General features: G+C 58.1%; 14 protein-coding genes. 11 read left to right on the top strand and 3 right to left on the bottom strand.

From position 1 onward, the window contains the following. Positions 1-97: 97 nt before the first annotated feature. The 5 genes from U1A53_RS17575 to U1A53_RS17595 are packed head-to-tail and all read left to right on the top strand — an operon-like array spanning position 98 to position 6,083. The gene (locus tag U1A53_RS17575) at positions 98-1,057 is read left to right on the top strand and encodes a type II secretion system protein GspK (protein WP_322282980.1); all 960 of its coding nucleotides are present in this window, start codon (positions 98-100) and stop codon (positions 1,055-1,057) included. 5 nt (positions 1,058-1,062) lie between these two features. Beyond that, entirely contained in the window at positions 1,063-2,274 is a 1,212-nt protein-coding gene (locus U1A53_RS17580; RefSeq protein ID WP_322282982.1) for a hypothetical protein, read from the top strand. Then, entirely contained in the window at positions 2,261-2,818 is a 558-nt protein-coding gene (locus U1A53_RS17585) for a hypothetical protein (RefSeq protein ID WP_322282983.1), read from the top strand. Before U1A53_RS17580 ends, U1A53_RS17585 begins: the two co-directional genes overlap by 14 nt. A gap of 14 nt (positions 2,819-2,832) precedes the next feature. After that, positions 2,833-3,654 (top strand): hypothetical protein, encoded by an 822-nt coding sequence (locus tag U1A53_RS17590; RefSeq protein ID WP_322282985.1) that lies wholly within the window; start codon positions 2,833-2,835, stop codon positions 3,652-3,654. Then, the gene (locus tag U1A53_RS17595; RefSeq protein ID WP_322282986.1) at positions 3,651-6,083 is read left to right on the top strand and encodes a secretin N-terminal domain-containing protein; all 2,433 of its coding nucleotides are present in this window, start codon (positions 3,651-3,653) and stop codon (positions 6,081-6,083) included. The genes U1A53_RS17590 and U1A53_RS17595 overlap by 4 nt, the downstream gene beginning before the upstream one ends. A 79-nt stretch (positions 6,084-6,162) precedes the next feature. On the opposite strand, the gene U1A53_RS17600 is transcribed toward U1A53_RS17595, so the two are convergent. From U1A53_RS17600 to U1A53_RS17610, 3 genes are all read right to left on the bottom strand, one after another. Further along, positions 6,163-6,504 carry a hypothetical protein gene (locus U1A53_RS17600; RefSeq protein WP_322282988.1) on the bottom strand — a complete coding sequence of 114 codons (342 nt, stop codon included), beginning with the start codon at positions 6,502-6,504 and terminating at the stop codon, positions 6,163-6,165. Between the two features lie 145 nt (positions 6,505-6,649). Then, positions 6,650-8,056, bottom strand: a complete 1,407-nt coding sequence (locus tag U1A53_RS17605; protein ID WP_322282990.1) for an exopolysaccharide biosynthesis polyprenyl glycosylphosphotransferase — start codon at positions 8,054-8,056, stop codon at positions 6,650-6,652. Between the two features lie 128 nt (positions 8,057-8,184). Continuing rightward, positions 8,185-9,336 (bottom strand): O-antigen ligase family protein, encoded by a 1,152-nt coding sequence (locus U1A53_RS17610; RefSeq protein WP_322282993.1) that lies wholly within the window; start codon positions 9,334-9,336, stop codon positions 8,185-8,187. Between the two features lie 614 nt (positions 9,337-9,950). Between U1A53_RS17610 and U1A53_RS17615 the strand changes: the two genes are divergently transcribed. From U1A53_RS17615 to U1A53_RS17640, 6 genes are all read left to right on the top strand, one after another. Continuing rightward, complete coding sequence (locus U1A53_RS17615) at positions 9,951-10,946, top strand: UDP-glucuronic acid decarboxylase family protein (RefSeq protein ID WP_322282995.1); 996 nt, start codon at positions 9,951-9,953, stop codon at positions 10,944-10,946. Positions 10,947-10,966: 20 nt separating this feature from the next. Continuing rightward, the gene (locus U1A53_RS17620; RefSeq protein WP_322282996.1) at positions 10,967-12,337 is read left to right on the top strand and encodes a UDP-glucose 6-dehydrogenase; all 1,371 of its coding nucleotides are present in this window, start codon (positions 10,967-10,969) and stop codon (positions 12,335-12,337) included. Positions 12,338-12,397: 60 nt separating this feature from the next. Next, positions 12,398-13,249 carry an ABC transporter permease gene (locus U1A53_RS17625; RefSeq protein ID WP_322282998.1) on the top strand — a complete coding sequence of 284 codons (852 nt, stop codon included), beginning with the start codon at positions 12,398-12,400 and terminating at the stop codon, positions 13,247-13,249. A 94-nt stretch (positions 13,250-13,343) separates the two neighbouring features. Continuing rightward, entirely contained in the window at positions 13,344-14,606 is a 1,263-nt protein-coding gene (locus U1A53_RS17630; protein WP_345786498.1) for an ABC transporter ATP-binding protein, read from the top strand. 60 nt (positions 14,607-14,666) lie between these two features. Beyond that, positions 14,667-15,293, top strand: coding sequence for a class I SAM-dependent methyltransferase (locus U1A53_RS17635; protein WP_322283001.1), 627 nt, complete (start codon positions 14,667-14,669; stop codon positions 15,291-15,293). Then, positions 15,290-16,561 carry a prenyltransferase/squalene oxidase repeat-containing protein gene (locus tag U1A53_RS17640; RefSeq protein ID WP_322283004.1) on the top strand — a complete coding sequence of 424 codons (1,272 nt, stop codon included), beginning with the start codon at positions 15,290-15,292 and terminating at the stop codon, positions 16,559-16,561. The genes U1A53_RS17635 and U1A53_RS17640 overlap by 4 nt, the downstream gene beginning before the upstream one ends. Position 16,562 lies beyond the last annotated feature (1 nt).

The following is a 16,562-nucleotide window of genomic DNA, read 5'->3' on the forward strand; positions in this document are numbered from 1 at the left end:
TTTGTGCGAATCCAGACGCGTTCCTCACTGACAGCGCCGGATTGTGTGAGCATTCCGTCACTTGAGCACCTGGCCCATAGCATGCCTTATCATGTTGGTGAATAATCGTCTCCATCTCTGCCGCATTTCAGCAACCGCAGGTTCGGTGCTGCTGGCGGTGCTGTGCTTGGTGGCGGTGCTGTCGTTTCTCATCGTCTCGGCGGTGTCGGTTTCGAAACAGCATGGCGACATGCAGCAGGCGCGGCAAGGCGTGATGCGCGCACGCCAACTGGCGGAGATGGGCGTGGCGGTGGCGGCGCACCCGATGATCCAGCCGGGCGATCCGCTGCTGAGGCGAAAGGTGTCGGGCATTGAGCACTTTGACGTGATCCTCAGCACGGAGGAAAGCAGACTGAACCTGAATGCACTGCTCACTGAAGAGCGCATGCCGGTGCTGGAGCGCATTTTTACCTCATGGGGCATTTCCCCTGCGGATGCCCAGAGCCTCGTGGCGACGCTGATGGACTGGACGGATGCGGATGATCTCAAACGCCGGCCCGATAGCGCGGAGAAACTCGATTACACCATGATGGGGCTTTCCGACCGGCCGTTGAATCGCAAACTGGTCAGCCTTGATGAAGTCGATCTGATGCTCCGTGCAGGTGAAATCCAGGCCGTCCAACCGGACTGGCGTTCTTTCTTCACCTTGAGAGGCAATGGACAATTAGATGTGAACATGGCATCCGCCGAAGTCCTCGCCGCTGCGACGGGGGCTTCGCTGGAAAATGCGCAACAGCTCGTGCAGAAGCGCAGCGGGCTGGATGAACTGCCGCAAACAACGGATGACGCTCCGCTGGAAAGTCTGGAGGAGACGCTGGCGCTGCTGGGCCTGGCCGGACAACAGGCGGCGGAGGTCACGCCCTTGCTGACGCTGCACGGTACGACGCTACGCATCGAAAGCATCGGTACGGCGGGGGATGCGCGCTGCGGCATCGCGGTGCTGGTGCGCAAGAATGAGGGAATGCCGCGCATCACCGAGTGGCGTGAATTTGCTGTGGAGGGAACGCGTCAGCTTTGACCCTCATGTCGTTTCAACGCCCATCGCTTTCAACACTCAGCTTCCCAGGTGAAGATGCCAGGGAGTCATGGGTTGCCGGTGCCGATAGTACTTGGAAGCGTGTCGAAAACGCCTCTGGCGGCGTGATGGGAGTCGAAGCCATCGCCTTTGACAGTGCGCCGTTCTGGTCTCTGAACCATGAAGCCGCACCCGATGAGGCCGTGGCGTTGCGCTGGGAGGGATTCGGCCTGACTAACGCAGGTGGATCGCGTTTGTGGGCGCACTGGCCGGTCACGCGAAAGGGAAAACAGGTGCTCGTGGGAACGGTGGCGCTGTCGGGGGAATCCTCCGGGCATGGTTGGGAGAACTTGCGTGCCGAAGGCTTTGAGCCCAGCGCCCGGATGCTGCCCCTGCCTGCGAGCGGCCTGACGGTATGGAAGGAACTGGGGCGTTATGTGGTGGCGTTCACGCGTGAGGCGAAATTGCTGCATGTGGCCGTGCTGACTTCGCGCAGCCTGGATGTGGATGCGGCTTTTGAAGTGCGTGACCTGTCCTCCGCGCTCCAAACGCACGGGTTCCTCGACGAGATCTCGGCCATCCATGTGTGGACGCGCTGCGAAACGGATTTTGCTCCGCAGCTTGCCTGTTTGTTTGAAGATGCCGCCGTCATCAAGGAACCACGGCCTGACCCACGGCTTCCTGCAGATGCCAGCGGCCTGCTGCCGGCACAAGTGGCGGTGATGCGGCAGCAAAAGCAGCAGAGGCAGAGGCAGTTGCTGCTGATGGCGACGGCAGCGATGGTTTACCTGTGCTTCTTCGGTGCCTGGTGGTTGCGCCTGCAATGGCGTGAGTCTCGTTTGAATCAAACGGACGCGAGAATGGCCGCCGCGCAGCCGGAGATCGACCTCGTGCGCGAGGCGCAGTCACACTGGCTGGAGATGGAGGGCGCGATCAATCCCGACCTTTATCCGGTGGAGTTGTTCCATCAAATCGTGTCGCTGCTGCCGAACGAAGGCATTCGTTTGAAGGAGTTTCAAATCGCGGACGGCAGGCTCATCGTGAGCGGCGAGGCGACGACCGTCAATCACGCGCTCGGATTCAAGGACCGGCTGGCCGCGTGTGAGCCGTTGCAGCGCTACCATTGGAATTTCCCCGTGCCTGCGATTCGTGAGGATAACCGCGCGGAGTTTCGCGCGGAAGGAACACTTAGCGGAGGGGCTGCTCATGAAGGCCAGTGAACGCAGGCTGCTCATGATTCTGGGCGTCCTGGCCGCCTTGTCTGGCGGAGCCATCCTTGCGCAGCGTCTGCTGGGCCGGCAGCATGCCATTGAGCGGCGGGAACAGACGCTCGAACTGAAGCAGATGGAGGCGCAAGCGATGCTGGCCGAGGCCGGGCTTTGGAAGCAGCGTCTTGACTGGCTGCAGGTCAATCAGCCCACGATGACGAGCGAGAGCCAGGCCAGCGAGAAATTGCTCGAAGAAATGCTGGCCGCAGCGGCCAAGCACAATCTGGTGGTGCAGAAGAAGCAGTTGCACGAATCTTCCCGGCAGGCCTTTTTCCATGAAGTGGGGGTGACACTCACCGTCCTTGGGGATCTGCCCGATGTCTTTCGCTGGATGCATGGCCTGCTGACGCCGGAATCCTTCCAACTCGTGTCCCAGTTGAAAATTGTGCCGGATGCCAAGGACAAAACCAAAGTCATTGCCACGGTGCGCATCAACCGCCGCCACGCGCCAGCCATCACCGCCGTTGAAACGCCGAAGGAGGGGGCAGGATCATGAAGCGTGTCCTGCCCATGCTTGCCATCCTGTTCTGCGGCTTTGCATTCGCAGAGGAGACCACGGTTTTCACCGCTCCCAAAGTGTATCCCGTGGAGCGCTATGAAACCGGCTGGGGCAAGAATCCGTTCACCTTGAAGACAGCTCCGGTGGTGGTGGAAAATGCTCCGTTTGCCAAGGATCTCGCCATCGGCACCTATTATGGTGACGCCGAAGATCCTACGGTCGTGATCGTCAATACGAAGACGAACGAACGCATCAGGCTCAAAAAAGGCCAGCCGGCTGCCAATGGGATGAAGCTCGACAGCGTGAAGCTTGGCAGCAGCCGCAAGGACATCGCCGCCGAGGTCACACTCGGTGCAGAAACGTCCGAAATCCGCTACAATGACAGCTATCTTAAACAGGTGGCCGCCGCTGAGGCGACCAAGGCGCCAGCAATTCAGCAGCAACTGCAACAGCAGCAGATGCGCCAGCCGGCTGGTGCACCCCCCCTCAGAGTTCCCATGCCACAGCCCCCTGTCCAGCCAGGCAATGCTGTTCAGCCCGGCACAGCTCGTGTGGGTGCTTCTCCCGTTCTTCCTGGCCAGCAGGGTTCCGTTCCGCAGCCCGCCTTGGCGCAACTTGGCGTGTCGCGGCCCGGAGCGGTTGATCTCGCGGTCACGCCAGCAGTTAATAGCGTCGGCGGCAATGCGAATCTGACGGTTTCCATCGGAACGCAGCCGGGAACCATGCCTTCCTCACCTCTTGTTTCACAGGCGGCCAATCCCAATGCCTCTCCGGTGCCGGTTCGGCGCCGTTTGATCTCCCCCGTGGCCAATGCCACCGCGATTCCGCCATGAACATCCGCTCCGCCGTCATCATGAAATCGACCTGCAAAATCGACCTGCTCTGCGCAGTCATCCTGTGCATGATCCCCGGACTCTTGGCTGCACAAAACGCCCCGGTTTCCCCGCCCCAAATACGACCGCCTGCAAACACGTCGGCCGCGCCAGCCGCTGCTCCGCAGCCCGCCTCCGGCAAAAATGTCATCGGCTTCACCGCCACACCTCTCGCTGAAGTCCTGGGAGAATACTATCGGGTGACGGGACGCCGTGTTCTCAAAGACCGCGGCCTCGAAAGTGCCACCGTCACCATCGAAGTACCCGGCGAGTTCAGTGATGAGGAGTACCGCTCCATCATCGAAAAGGGATTGCTCATGCACGGCTATGCGCTGGTTCCCAGTGGGGCCGATCTTTTCAAGCTTGTCGCCGCCGAGCAGGGCACCTCGCCTTCGTCGCAGGGAGTGCCAATGATTTTGCGAGCAGCCGACCTGCCTGACAATGACCAAGTGGTCTCTCATGTCATTGAACTCAGCAATCTACAGGCTGAAGAAGCATCCACAGCTTTCCAGCAGCTCATCCCGCTGCATCCGTATGGCAAAATCCTCGCCATGTCGAATGCCCGGGCCTTGGTGATCACCGAGGCCTCCCAGACCATTCGGGCCTACCTCGATCTCGCCAAGCAGGTGGATGTGCCGCCCATGGAAACCGTCCAAAAGACCATCCACCTTGAGCGTTCAGAGGCCACCGAAGTCGTTGAGCAGCTCAACGCCTTCTTGGGCCTCGGCGGCAGTGGCGGCGGTGCGCTTCGCAGTGCTTCAGGCCAGGCACCAACGCCTGGGGGGGCTCCTGGAGCGGTGGCAGCCGGTGGGACAGCGGTTTCACTCGGCGGTGCTGCCGGGGGCGTCAGTCCCGAGGCTTCCAAACCCATCATTCAGGCCATCACGAGGACCAACAGCCTGTTGATCGTCGCACGTCCGGTGGACATGCAGAAGATTGAACGCCTCGTGCTTGAACTCGATGCTGAGTCCACCTCCACACGGTACTTCTCGCGCAAGCTCAAGTACCTCGATCTCACCGTGTTTCTCGGCATCGCCGAAAAGGCCCTCCAGAGAAATGCCAAAGGCACTGGTCAAAGCGGCATCCCCCAGCAGAACACCCCCGCGACGCCAACCAGCAACACTTTTGGCAACAACACCTCCAACTCTGCCTTCGGTTCCAACTCAGGAATGGGCTCCAGTCTCGGTGGTGGCTATGGTTCCGGGCAGTCGGGTTCGAACTCCTTCGGTTCAGGATCGAGCACGCCGTTGGAAGTCACCAAAAAACCCATCAGCGTGCTGATCGGCAACACGCTGGTCATTGCCGACCCCGCCAGCTCTAAATTCTTCGCCAGCGGCCCGCCGGAACAGATCAAGGCCCTCGAAGAACTGGCCGATGAGCTGGATGTGCGCCCGCGCCAGATCCTGCTCTCCGCCATCATCGGCGAGTTCACCCTCGGCGACGATTTCAACTTTGGTCTCGACTGGATTCAAACACTCAAGCAGGCCGGTGGCGATGGTCTCGTCGGGGGTGTGCTCAACACACAAGGCACCGCCTTTGCCAATCCCTCCAACTTGAAAGACATCGCGGGATTCCTCGGCGCAGGCGGGCCTGCCTCGCTGAGCGGCCTCACCGCCTACGGTCAGATCAACAAGAACCTCAACGTCTTCCTTCAGACCCTCGAGAGCACCCGGCGCTTCCATGTGCTGCAGAAGCCCACCATCACCGCGCTCAACCATCAGTCTGCCAGCATCTACATCGGCCAGCAGATCGCCATCGCCGGGCAGACCTATACCAACGGCGCTGCTGTGGGCGGCGGTCTCGGCTTCACCAGCACCACGCAGTACATCCCCGTGCGTCTCCAGCTCGACATCACGCCGCACATTTATAATGACAACGAGGTCATGCTCGAATTCAAACAGCAGAACAACGACGTCTCCGGCTTCACCACCATCAGCGGCAACCGCGTGCCCAACATCTCCGAGCAGGGCATGCAGAACAGTCTGATCGTCCCTGACCGCGCCACCGCCATGCTCGGCGGCCTCATCACCGAGCGTGACACCAAGAACAAGAGCGGCCTGCCGTTTCTGGTGCGCATCCCCATTATCAAGCACCTGTTTGGCAGCACCAACACCAGCAAAGAACGGCGTGAGATGATGATCTTCGTCCAGCCACGCATCCTGCCGGATGAAACCTCCCACATGCTGGAGCAGGCCCGCATCGGCGATGGCAGCGAGAATTTTGACAAAGCCTTCCAATTTGAAAACATGCCAGAAACCATCGTCCCGCGCGCCATCCCGGCTCGTGAAGACAAGCCCAACGACCTGCTGCCGCCGCCGACGGTGGCAACGCCCAAGAAGGGTTTGTTCGACAAGTTTAAAGGCTTGTTTAAAAGGACGAAAGCGGAGTGATTCGTTTTCGCCGGCTCCTTGCCGCCTGTGTTTGCGGAGCACGAAGCTCCAGGCACCAGCGGAAAGCAGACCGGTCACCTCATGCAACGAGCAGTGCCGCCACCAGATTCTCGCCATAAGGCGCGGCACCTTGGTAAATCACCCGCACGGATTTGCCATGCAGCAGGGCTTCACGCGCCACTTCATAGGCCCACATTGGCCAGGCGCTTGCCCAGCCGTCACCCGAGTTGAACTGGACATACAAGGTTCCGTTCACCATGCACCCGGCGTGTACAATGGTGCCAACCAGGGAATCCAGCTTCGCTTCTTTCAGTTTCTTCGACCTCTCGGTCGCCAGCTTGCTTCCCTTGTCTGCGGTTGGAAAAGAACCACTGAAGACCTTCTCAACCATTGCCGCTGCCTTGGATAATTTTTTGCTCATGCGTTGGAATTATCTTTTTCGTCGTCCCGCAGCAAGGCAAAAGGGAGGCTTTAATGTGACAAAACCGTCACGTAATCTCAAGCGTCGCCATAATCTGACATGTGTCTGTGCATGCAAAGCTGGTCATATGTCAGCCGACCGGCTTTCAGCATGACTTGGCATGGAAGGAAAAGACGTGCAGGAAGGTCCGGGCGATGATCTGTAGATCGAGGTAGAACGACCAGTTCTGGCAGTACTCAATGTCGGAGGTGACGCGATGTTTGATCTCACTGGCATGATCCACCGGGCCACGCTGGCCGCGAACCTGCGCAAGGCCGGTCACACCTGGTTTCACGGTGTGGCGCAGTGCATACTGGCTGCACTCCAGAGTGAAGATCGCGTCATGCTCGGCCATGTGAGGACGGGGACCAACGACGGACATGTTCCCCAGCAGCACGTTCAAGAACTGCGGCATCTCATCAATGCTGAGCTTCCGCAAGAGGGCACCACACTTGAAGATACGCGTATCGTTGGGACGAGCCTGGACGCTTTCCGAGCCATGATTGACATTCATGGTGCGGAATTTGTAGATCTGGAACATCTGGCTGTCGGCCCCAGAACGTGACTGCCTGAAGAAAAGCGGGCCGGGTGAAAACAGCCGGTGCAGGAGCCAGACACCGGCACACAGGAATGGAAGAACGAAAACCACCACTGGCAGGCTGATGGACACATCGAGCAGACGCTTCAGGAAACGATGTGCAGGGCTGACCAGCGGATGCTTGTGCAGGCTGACGAGCTTCATCTGCGAATATTCGGTGAGCTGCACCGATCCCATGTCACCCACGATCGGCAGCAGATCCACGGCCAGATGCGTGCCGTGGGATTCGGCGATCTGCCGGATCTTCTCAGTGCGAGCGGCGTCCGTGGGCAGGCGCCAGATGAGCAGATTGGGGCGTCCACGCTTGATGGCTTCTTCAAGACGATGCTCGAGGAACGTTTCGTGGCAGGCATCAGCTTCGGTGGCAAGAACCTCGCAGAGGTGGATGCCAAGCATCGTCTTGTTGGAGAACCATTGCCTTGTCGCGTCTTCTCCGGTTTCATCGCAAACCACCAGAATGCGCAGCCGGGGCTGGATGCGTTTGCCCATGATCTTGAGCAGTTGCAAAAACACGATTTTTCCGGTCCAGAGACACGGGCCAAGCAGGGCGAGGAAGAACAGCAGCAGCTTGCGTGAAACTTGGTAGTCGCGCCAAAGCGCGAGATAAATGAACAGGGTGAGTGCTAGGAAAAGCAGTTGGGCGGCGCAGATGCGGAAGGAACGCCCGTTCAGCAGTTGATACATATAATGTCCCTCGCGCAACCAGATGACCGTGTGCAGCACGAGCCCACAGAGGCTCAAGCTCAGGAGAATACCTTCTTTGACCGGTGGTACCCACGTTAGGTCAAAAGTGTGAGGGGGGATCAGTTGGGAGAAGATGAATGCTGCCAAAAAGGCACCGGCCACGGAAATGATGTCCACGAGGACGAAAAAGGGCGTCCATCCACGAACTCGTTGGCTTAGGGAGTCTTGCATTTGGAATATTCTTCCATACCAGCAATAAACTCCAGAATTACAGGCCTTAGATTCCAATCAGTAATGCCTTAGGCCGCGCTCAGACACATGGAAGCCGCTTCGTTGCCTCCAAACCAAACCAAGCCTTGCTAAGCACTTCGCCTTGATGCCCTGCGGGAGGAAGAAAAAGTCATGGCGAGCACCAGTCCAGCCACTGCGGCGGAGAGATATCGAGTGGACTCCATCTGCAACGGGAAATCCACCACGGCATGCAGAAGCACTGAAAAAAGTGCCGTGGAGAAGCAGATCAGTCCCGCCTTGCGCTGAAAGGACATCCCATGACGGCTGTCCTTGGAGAACACGTGACGCAGAGCACTCCATAGCCGCCTTCCTGGCAGTGCCAGCACCAGGACAAAGATGACCGCCCCGGACCATCCCCATTCCGCGAAGAATTCGGCATAGTCATTGTGGGCATGCCGCCAGCGCCCTTCCTGTAGCAGTGGATCGAGCGCGGAATAATGCACCGCCACCCATTCAAAAGTCCCTGGGCCGGTTCCCGCCCATCCGTGATCCAGCCCGATCTGAAACGCCATCATTGCCGCATGCCGTCTGGCAGGATCATCGAAGTGATGTGCCGCAAAGATGTTCCAACGCCCCAGTCCGGTTCCCGCCCCGCTCAGCCACGCGCCGAGAACCAGCAGGCTGATCGCGATGAATAGAAGCAACGCAATGCGTCTGCCGCTGAAAGGCAGCTCGGCCAGACGTGCCTTCCAGGCCACAAGACCACCGCCCACTAATAGAAGCATCTCCAAAACCAGCATGAGGTGTCCCATCTTCGACACATTCACCAAAACGGCGATGATCTGCACCATCACAGCGACCACCAGGCACGCCAGCACCATCTGCTGGGGAAAGGTGGGCGATTCTTTATGCAGCAGTGTCACGCACAACCACACGCTGACCGGCCAGACCAGGTTTAAAAAAGCCGCCGCGTTGCCGTGATACCAAAACAGGCCGAAGACGGAACTCGGCACATGGCGCACTTGCCAGAGTGAACTGAGATCTGCGGAGGTATGAAGACAAAGCCCCGCAACAGCTGTGATAAAGCCTGAAACCGTCACGGCCAGCACCAGAACATAACGGCCTCGCCGTTCGGACGCGATGTCCAGAGCCATGAGCAGTACCATCAACGCCGCCGATATCGAGATCATGGCCTGCATGGACGTTGCCTGATCAATCGTCCCAAATGCCGTCCACGGATTCTTGTCCAGATCGAAGATCGCTCCAGTCGATCGTTCCACGATGGCACGTGGAAACCCTGTGACAAGCCATCCGCATCCACTGATCAGAGCCGCGATCCACCAGACAGCACGTTCATGCGGACGCGGAGATTTCCAGGCTGTGATCTTTGAAACGGACCAGAAGATGAAGGAACCGCACGCCAGCCACACAACAAGTTGATGCGTTGACCAAGGCAGTTTCACATTTGATCCCGGCAGCAGGCACAAACACACCACCAGAAAGGCGAGAGCAATACTGCGGAGGATGTGGGTGAACGTGGTGATACCGAAGTGTGCGTCTGACTAGCCACCTAGGTCAACCCCACGAGGGCTTACGCATCCTAAGACAAGCCTTACCACCATCTGAACCGTGAGGGAGTGGAGTTCTCATGACGGTATCGGATGATTATGGCAGTTCAAAGGCGGGCCGGGTGGAGCACTGACTCAACCAATGGCGGCAGCTTGTTTAAATTGGCTCAGAGATCATTACAACAAACCGGCACTGATTATGAAGCGGTGTTCTGACTCTGGAATTTCAAAGCGAAATCAGCCTCTACAGCCCCTTGCTGGCTCACAGAAGTGACACAGCCGTCGAATCGATCTCCTCTGAAACCTGAATAATTGAACTAATCCATATGAAAAAACGCATACTCATCACCGGCGGAGCCGGATTCCTCGGTTCCCATCTCTGTGAACGCCTGCTGAACGAGGGGCATGAAATCATCTGTGCGGACAACCTGTTCACAGGTCGCAAGCAGAACATCGCCCATCTCATGAGCCACCCGAATTTCGAGTTCATGCGGCATGACATCACGGAGCCGATCTGTGTGGAGGTGGATCAAATCTACAATCTCGCGTGTCCTGCTTCTCCACCGCACTATCAATACAACGCCATCAAGACCATCAAGACCTCCGTGATGGGCGCCATCAATGTGCTCGGTCTCGCCCGGCGCGTCCATGCCCGTGTCTTCCAGGCATCCACCTCCGAGATCTACGGTGACCCCGAAGTGCATCCTCAGCCGGAAAGTTACTGGGGCCATGTCAACACCATCGGCCTCCGTTCCTGCTACGATGAGGGCAAGCGTGTCGCTGAAACCTTGTTCTTTGACTACCACCGCCAGAACGGTGTGGACATCCGCGTGGTGCGTATCTTCAACACCTATGGCCCCCGCATGCTGCCGGATGACGGTCGCGTGGTCTCCAACTTCATCGTGCAAGCCCTGCGTGGGCAGGACATCACAATCTACGGTGACGGCACTCAAACCCGTAGCTTCTGTTATGTCGATGATCTGATCGAAGGCTTCGTGAAGTTCATGGACACGGACAATTTCACCGGTCCGGTAAACCTCGGTAATCCAGGTGAGTTCACGATGCTGGAACTCGCTGAACAGGTGCTCAAGAAAGTCGGTGGCAAATCCAAGATCGTCTTCCGTCCGCTGCCTTCGGATGACCCCAGACAGCGCCAGCCGGACATCACGCTCGCCAAAAACAAGCTCGGCTGGGAGCCTAAAGTTCCGCTGTCGGACGGACTGGACCGCACCATCGCCTACTTCGCTCAACTGCTCGAAGGCCCGACCTCGCGCCAGCCCCGGCCGATGAAGGCCCCCGTGAGGAAATTGGCCCTTAACTGATCCTCAAACTGACACCCCTCATGAGAATTTGCTGCATCGGTGCCGGCTATGTCGGCGGACCCACCATGGCGATGATCGCCGCCAAGTGCCCCCACATCCGCGTCGATGTGGTGGACCTCAACGCCGACCGCATCGCGGCCTGGAACTCGGACGAGCTGCCCATCTACGAGCCCGGCCTCGATGAACTTGTGCGCCAGGCACGCGGGCGGAACTTGTTCTTCTCCACTGCGGTCAAAGAGTGCATACACGACTCCGACATCATCTTCGTCAGCGTCAACACGCCGACGAAGACCTTCGGCGTCGGCGCGCACAAGGCGGCGGACCTGCGTTTCGTCGAGTCCGTCGCCCGCACCATCGCCGAGGTGGCAGAATCGCCCAAGATCATCGTCGAAAAGAGCACCATCCCGGTGAAAACCGCCGAGGCCATCCAGACCATTCTGGGTGCTGACGCGAAAGGTTTGAAGCACCAAGTGCTCTCCAATCCCGAATTCCTCGCCGAAGGCACCGCCGTCGTCGATTTGAGCAAGCCGGACCGCATCCTCATCGGTGGCGAGCAAACACCCGAAGGATTGGCCGCCGTGGAGGCGCTGGTCAGCGTCTATGCCAACTGGGTGCCGCGCGAGCGCATCCTCACCACCAACCTGTGGTCCTCCGAGCTCTCCAAGCTCGTCGCCAACGCCTTCCTCGCACAACGCATCTCCTCCATCAACAGCATCTCCGCGCTGTGTGAAAAAACCGGCGCGGATGTCGATGAAGTCGCACGCGCCATTGGCTCCGACTCACGCATCGGCCCGAAGTTCCTCAAAGCCTCCGTCGGCTTCGGCGGCTCCTGCTTTCAGAAAGATGTGCTCAACCTCGTCTATCTCTGCGGCCACTTCGGCCTGCCGGAAGTGGCCGCTTATTGGGATCAAGTCATCAAGATGAACGACTGGCAGAAGCACCGCTTCGCAGAGCGAGTGTTGCGCACCTTGTTCAACACCGTCACCGGCAAGCGCATCGCCGTGCTCGGCTTTGCGTTCAAGAAAGACACCAACGACACCCGCGAATCCGCCGCCATCTATGTGTGCCGCGATCTGCTCGAAGAACGCGCCAACGTCTCGATCTACGACCCGAAGGTCACCACCGCGCAGATCTGCAAAGATCTCGCCATCCAGGACGACGACCCGAACGTCGAGTTCGCCACCAGTGCCGCGCAGGCCGCCAGAGGCGCGCACGCACTGCTGGTGCTCACCGAGTGGGATGAGTTCCGTCATCTCGACTTCGAGGCCATCTACCAGTCCATGGTCAAACCCGCGTGGATCTTCGACGGCCGCAGCCTGCTCGATCACGCGAAACTGCGCCAGACCGGCTTCAAGGTGTACAGCATCGGCAAGCCGCTGCCAAACAACTGAACTCATGCGGCCTGGTGCAGGTTCATGCATCTCCTCTGTCCGCAACTTCCCAATTCACTCATGACACAACTCCCCGAACGCACTTACTCACCCGAGGCCTTGCTGGGTCATCCGCTCAAGCTGCTGCGAGATATTGGAACCGACATCCTCGCTGGTCGGGAGCTTGCTTGGCGGTTGTTTGTTCGCGATCTGAGCGCGCAATACCGACAGACCTATCTTGGCTACATCTGGGCGTTCCTGCCTCCGCTGGTGACCTCGCTGACTTTCATTTTTCTCAACTCGCAGGGCATTGTGCAGATTGACACCGGTGCGGTTCCCTATGCAGCCTTTGCCATGATGGGCACGCTGCTCTGGCAGGTGTTTGTGGACGCGGTGACTGCTCCCGTGCAGGCCCTCAGCGCCGCCAAATCCATGCTGGCCAAGATCAATTTCCCCCGGGAGGCCATTCTGATGGCTGGCTTCTACATGGTGCTTTTCAACTTCGCCGTGCGCTTGGTTTTGCTCGTCGGCGTCATGATTTGGTGGCAGGTGCCGGTGGATGCTGGCCTTGCGTTCTTTCCCGTAGCCCTTGGTGGTCTGTTGCTCTGCGGCACCGCCATCGGGCTCGCCCTGGCTCCGTTGGGTGCGCTGTATGGCGATGTGTCGAAGAGCATTCCGATCTTCGCGCAGTTTTTAATGCTGCTGACACCCGTGGTCTATCCTGCCCGAACCGATGGGCTTGCGGGCCTCCTCGCCACCTGGAATCCGATCTCGCCCTTGATGGTGACCGCGCGGGAAACACTCTCCGCTCAGGCTCTCACCCTCGTCGGCCCCTTTGCCGCCATCACGCTGATTTCCGCCGCCGCCGCACTGATCGGCCTGGTCACCTTCCGCATTGCCATGCCACACCTCATCGCCCGCATGGGTGGTTGATTCGTTGCCAAAAATAACTCCCGCTATGCAGCCCTCCGCCATCCTCCGAAAACAGCAACTCGACACTCCACTCGCTGGAGGCTCTGGTTCCGTCGTGGAATCAGACGTGCTCGTCGATGTCCAGCGCGTCTCCAAGAAGTTCTGCCGAGATCTCAAGAAGTCCCTCTGGTATGGCATCAAGGATGTCGTCACCGACATGAATCCATGGCAGCGCCGCTCCGCAGCCCTGCCGGTGGCACCTTCAGGAAGTGATCTGCGTCCCGCTGAGTTTTGGGCGGTCAATGATGTCTCCTTCCAGCTCCGCCGTGGCGAGTGCCTTGGGCTGATCGGTCACAATGGTGCGGGCAAGACCACTTTGCTGAAAATGCTCAATGGTCTCATCAAGCCGGACCACGGCAGTATTACAATGCGTGGTAGAGTCAGTGCGCTGATTGCCCTCGGGGCCGGCTTTAATCCGATTCTCACAGGTCGCGAGAATGTGTATGTCAACGGTGCCATTCTGGGCTTGAGCAAGAAAGAAATCGACGAGCAAATCGATGGCATTATCGACTTTGCTGAGATTGCGGAGTTCATTGATTCGCCGGTGCAAAGTTACAGCTCCGGCATGCAGGTGCGCCTAGGTTTTGCAGTGGCCACTGCGATGAAACCGGATGTGATGATCCTGGATGAGGTGCTCGCTGTTGGCGACGTCAGCTTCCAGGCCAAGTGCTTCAACACCCTGGCTGAGTTTCGTGAGCGCGGCACTGCCTTCATTCTTGTTTCCCATAACATGCACCAGATTGCTCGGTACTCGACGCAGGTGCTCTATCTCAAAAAAGGAAAGACGCAATTTGGTGGTGAAACTGATGGCGCAATTGAGCATTTTCTTCGTGACATGGGGCAAGCGGAGTTTGAGGCCGTTCATGAGCGCACCGATTGGAGCACTGTCTATGGTTCGGGCAAGATTGCCTTCACTGCTGGTCGATTCCGTGACGGCAATGGAGTAGAAGTCACCACCATTGAGGCAGGGGCGGCAGTGACGCTGGAAATTGACTATAAGCGCAACGCCGATCTTCAAGCCCCGCCGGTACTGGATGTCGTCATGCGTGATCGCGATGGCATTCTGTTTCAGGGCACCAACGCTATGTCGGGCGTCAGCTTCGGTGCGTTGCCGAAATGTGGATCATTTCATGTGAGCTTTCCCAGTATGCCGTTCAATTCGGATTACGTGGAGTTCTTTTTCAGTGTCTTGGATTCGAAAACCTCCGAGATATTCGACTGGAAACGCCATGTCAGGCTCAACCTCGGCAGTCGAGGGGTCCAACTAGGACGTGTCTTGCTACCCGTGAATTGGGGATGCCTCGCCGGCGCCGAATGACTGCCGCCATCATCATGACGATCCCATAACCTCCCTCAAATTACGAAACCACCCTCCAATATGGCAGAACGTGCTCATCCTGACGAACCCGGCTTTCAAGACCGGTGGCAATTCCGACTTCGCAAGGGCATCATTCCTTGGGTTTCCAAGGTGCGAAGCCCCTACCGAGCGGCTTTCATGTGGCGTTACAACTGGGTGAGCAGCTACTGTTCAAACAAAGACGTTGTTGATGTCCCTTGTGGCATGGGTTGGGGCACATCGCTTATTCGCGGCACACGCTCCATCATAGGCTATGATCTCAGTCCTGAGGCAGTCAGCGAAGCCAAGAGTCGATATGGCAGCACGGTCAAGTTTGAGGTTGGCGACATGGGAAAGCTTGATCTGCCAGACGAGAGCGTGGATGTCGTTAGCTGCCTGGAAGGCATTGAGCATGTCCCGATGGATGTGGGGCAACGGTTCATGACCGACGCTCATCGCGTGTTGCGACCGGGAGGCAGGCTATTGATCTCGTCACCGTATTGCCGTACTGCGCCCCACAGTGGGAATCCGTATCACATCCACGAATACCAACCAGACGAGATTCACTCGCTGATCAACGGTTTCTTCAAGATCGAGAACTGCGAGCGTCACGATGTCGATTTGATGACGGTGCTTTACCTGACCTGCAAAAAAGACCCAGTAGCATGAAAGTTCCTTGGAACATTTCTGCGGCCGGTTTTTTTCGGTCTCTGCTCAGTCAAGGCGAAGGGCTTGCCAGCTCAAAGCCCGGTGGTCCCATCACCCTCTACGGCACTTGCTATGCGATCCTTGGCCTTCACTTTCTGGGAGAGGATGAGCCGGTTATGGACAACGTCCGCCGGTTCGTTACTTCTGCACAGGATTCTGAGAGCGGACTCCTCATCGGCCCTGAGCTTGTCGGATTCGAGGCGGCGCCGGGTGTGATGCATGATCGCGGCCACCTGCTGATGCACCTTACCTGTTCAGTGCTGCCGTTTTGCCAGCAGTTCTCCATTCAACTCAAGCATCCCATCTTCGAAGCACACAAATTTTGTGACCAATCATACCTCGAACAATGGATGAAGAGCCGAAACTGGCGACACGCGTGGTTCGAGGGCAATAACATCCTCTTTGTCGGCCAACTGTTGGTCTATCTTCGCGATACGGAAATGCATCCCGGTGCCGGTGCTGCTCTGGACTCGTGGTTTCAATGGCTAGATCGCACAATGGATCCAGCCACCGGCCTATGGGGCACAAATGGCTTCTGCTCGCCGATGGAAGCGGTGTATGGCGGCTATCATCAACTCCTCGTCTATTACCATCAAAACCATCTGTTGCCCCACATTCGTGGTTTGGTGGATACGGTCTTGAAACTCCAGCACTATGACGGTGGGTTCAATCCGAATGGCAATGCAGGGGCATGCGAGGATGTCGATTCCGTGGACATACTGATCCACTGCTATAAACGCCTTGATTACCGCCGTGCAGAGATTCGCCATGCCTTGCGCCGGTGTCTCCGACATATCCTAGCCACTCAGAATCCCGACGGCGGGTTCCCATACAGTCGTGACTGGCCTCAGACGCACATGGGCATTCCAGGGACTGACGCGGCACCAAATGTGTCCTGCTCTTTTCCAACATGGTTCCGCATACACACGCTCGCACTCATCGCTGAAGTGCTTCCAGGCGAACCAGCCTTGCATGGTGTGCCCTTTCGATTCAGCAATGCACTTGGCATGGGATGGCATCAAAGCCCCGATGGCTGGTCGGTTGTGAGCCCGGCAGCGACATTGGAGGAACGCGTCCTCGAAGGGCTGCACCAGCTCCGCATCGCGAAGCACTGCGGACGCAACCATCTGCGAACCATCAAGCGTGCAGGGCTCCGGGTCTTGTCCAAAACTGGCCTGTCCGTCGGCTCATCTCGGAAGCCCGTCTCCGGAACACCTTCACACAACTAGG

Source organism: Prosthecobacter sp., assembly GCF_034366625.1.
Classification (GTDB): domain Bacteria; phylum Verrucomicrobiota; class Verrucomicrobiia; order Verrucomicrobiales; family Verrucomicrobiaceae; genus Prosthecobacter.

Excerpts from the sequence above, each read along its gene's own strand:
- U1A53_RS17580 (WP_322282982.1), top strand. The coding sequence starts at position 1,063 with ATGTCGTTTCAACGCCCATCGCTTTCAACACTCAGCTTCCCAGGTGAA.
- U1A53_RS17585 (WP_322282983.1), top strand. The coding sequence starts at position 2,261 with ATGAAGGCCAGTGAACGCAGGCTGCTCATGATTCTGGGCGTCCTGGCC.
- U1A53_RS17590 (WP_322282985.1), top strand. The coding sequence starts at position 2,833 with ATGCTTGCCATCCTGTTCTGCGGCTTTGCATTCGCAGAGGAGACCACG.
- U1A53_RS17595 (WP_322282986.1), top strand. The coding sequence starts at position 3,651 with ATGAACATCCGCTCCGCCGTCATCATGAAATCGACCTGCAAAATCGAC.
- U1A53_RS17600 (WP_322282988.1), bottom strand. The coding sequence starts at position 6,504 with ATGAGCAAAAAATTATCCAAGGCAGCGGCAATGGTTGAGAAGGTCTTC.
- U1A53_RS17605 (WP_322282990.1), bottom strand. The coding sequence starts at position 8,056 with ATGCAAGACTCCCTAAGCCAACGAGTTCGTGGATGGACGCCCTTTTTC.
- U1A53_RS17615 (WP_322282995.1), top strand. The coding sequence starts at position 9,951 with ATGAAAAAACGCATACTCATCACCGGCGGAGCCGGATTCCTCGGTTCC.
- U1A53_RS17620 (WP_322282996.1), top strand. The coding sequence starts at position 10,967 with ATGAGAATTTGCTGCATCGGTGCCGGCTATGTCGGCGGACCCACCATG.
- U1A53_RS17625 (WP_322282998.1), top strand. The coding sequence starts at position 12,398 with ATGACACAACTCCCCGAACGCACTTACTCACCCGAGGCCTTGCTGGGT.
- U1A53_RS17635 (WP_322283001.1), top strand. The coding sequence starts at position 14,667 with ATGGCAGAACGTGCTCATCCTGACGAACCCGGCTTTCAAGACCGGTGG.
- U1A53_RS17640 (WP_322283004.1), top strand. The coding sequence starts at position 15,290 with ATGAAAGTTCCTTGGAACATTTCTGCGGCCGGTTTTTTTCGGTCTCTG.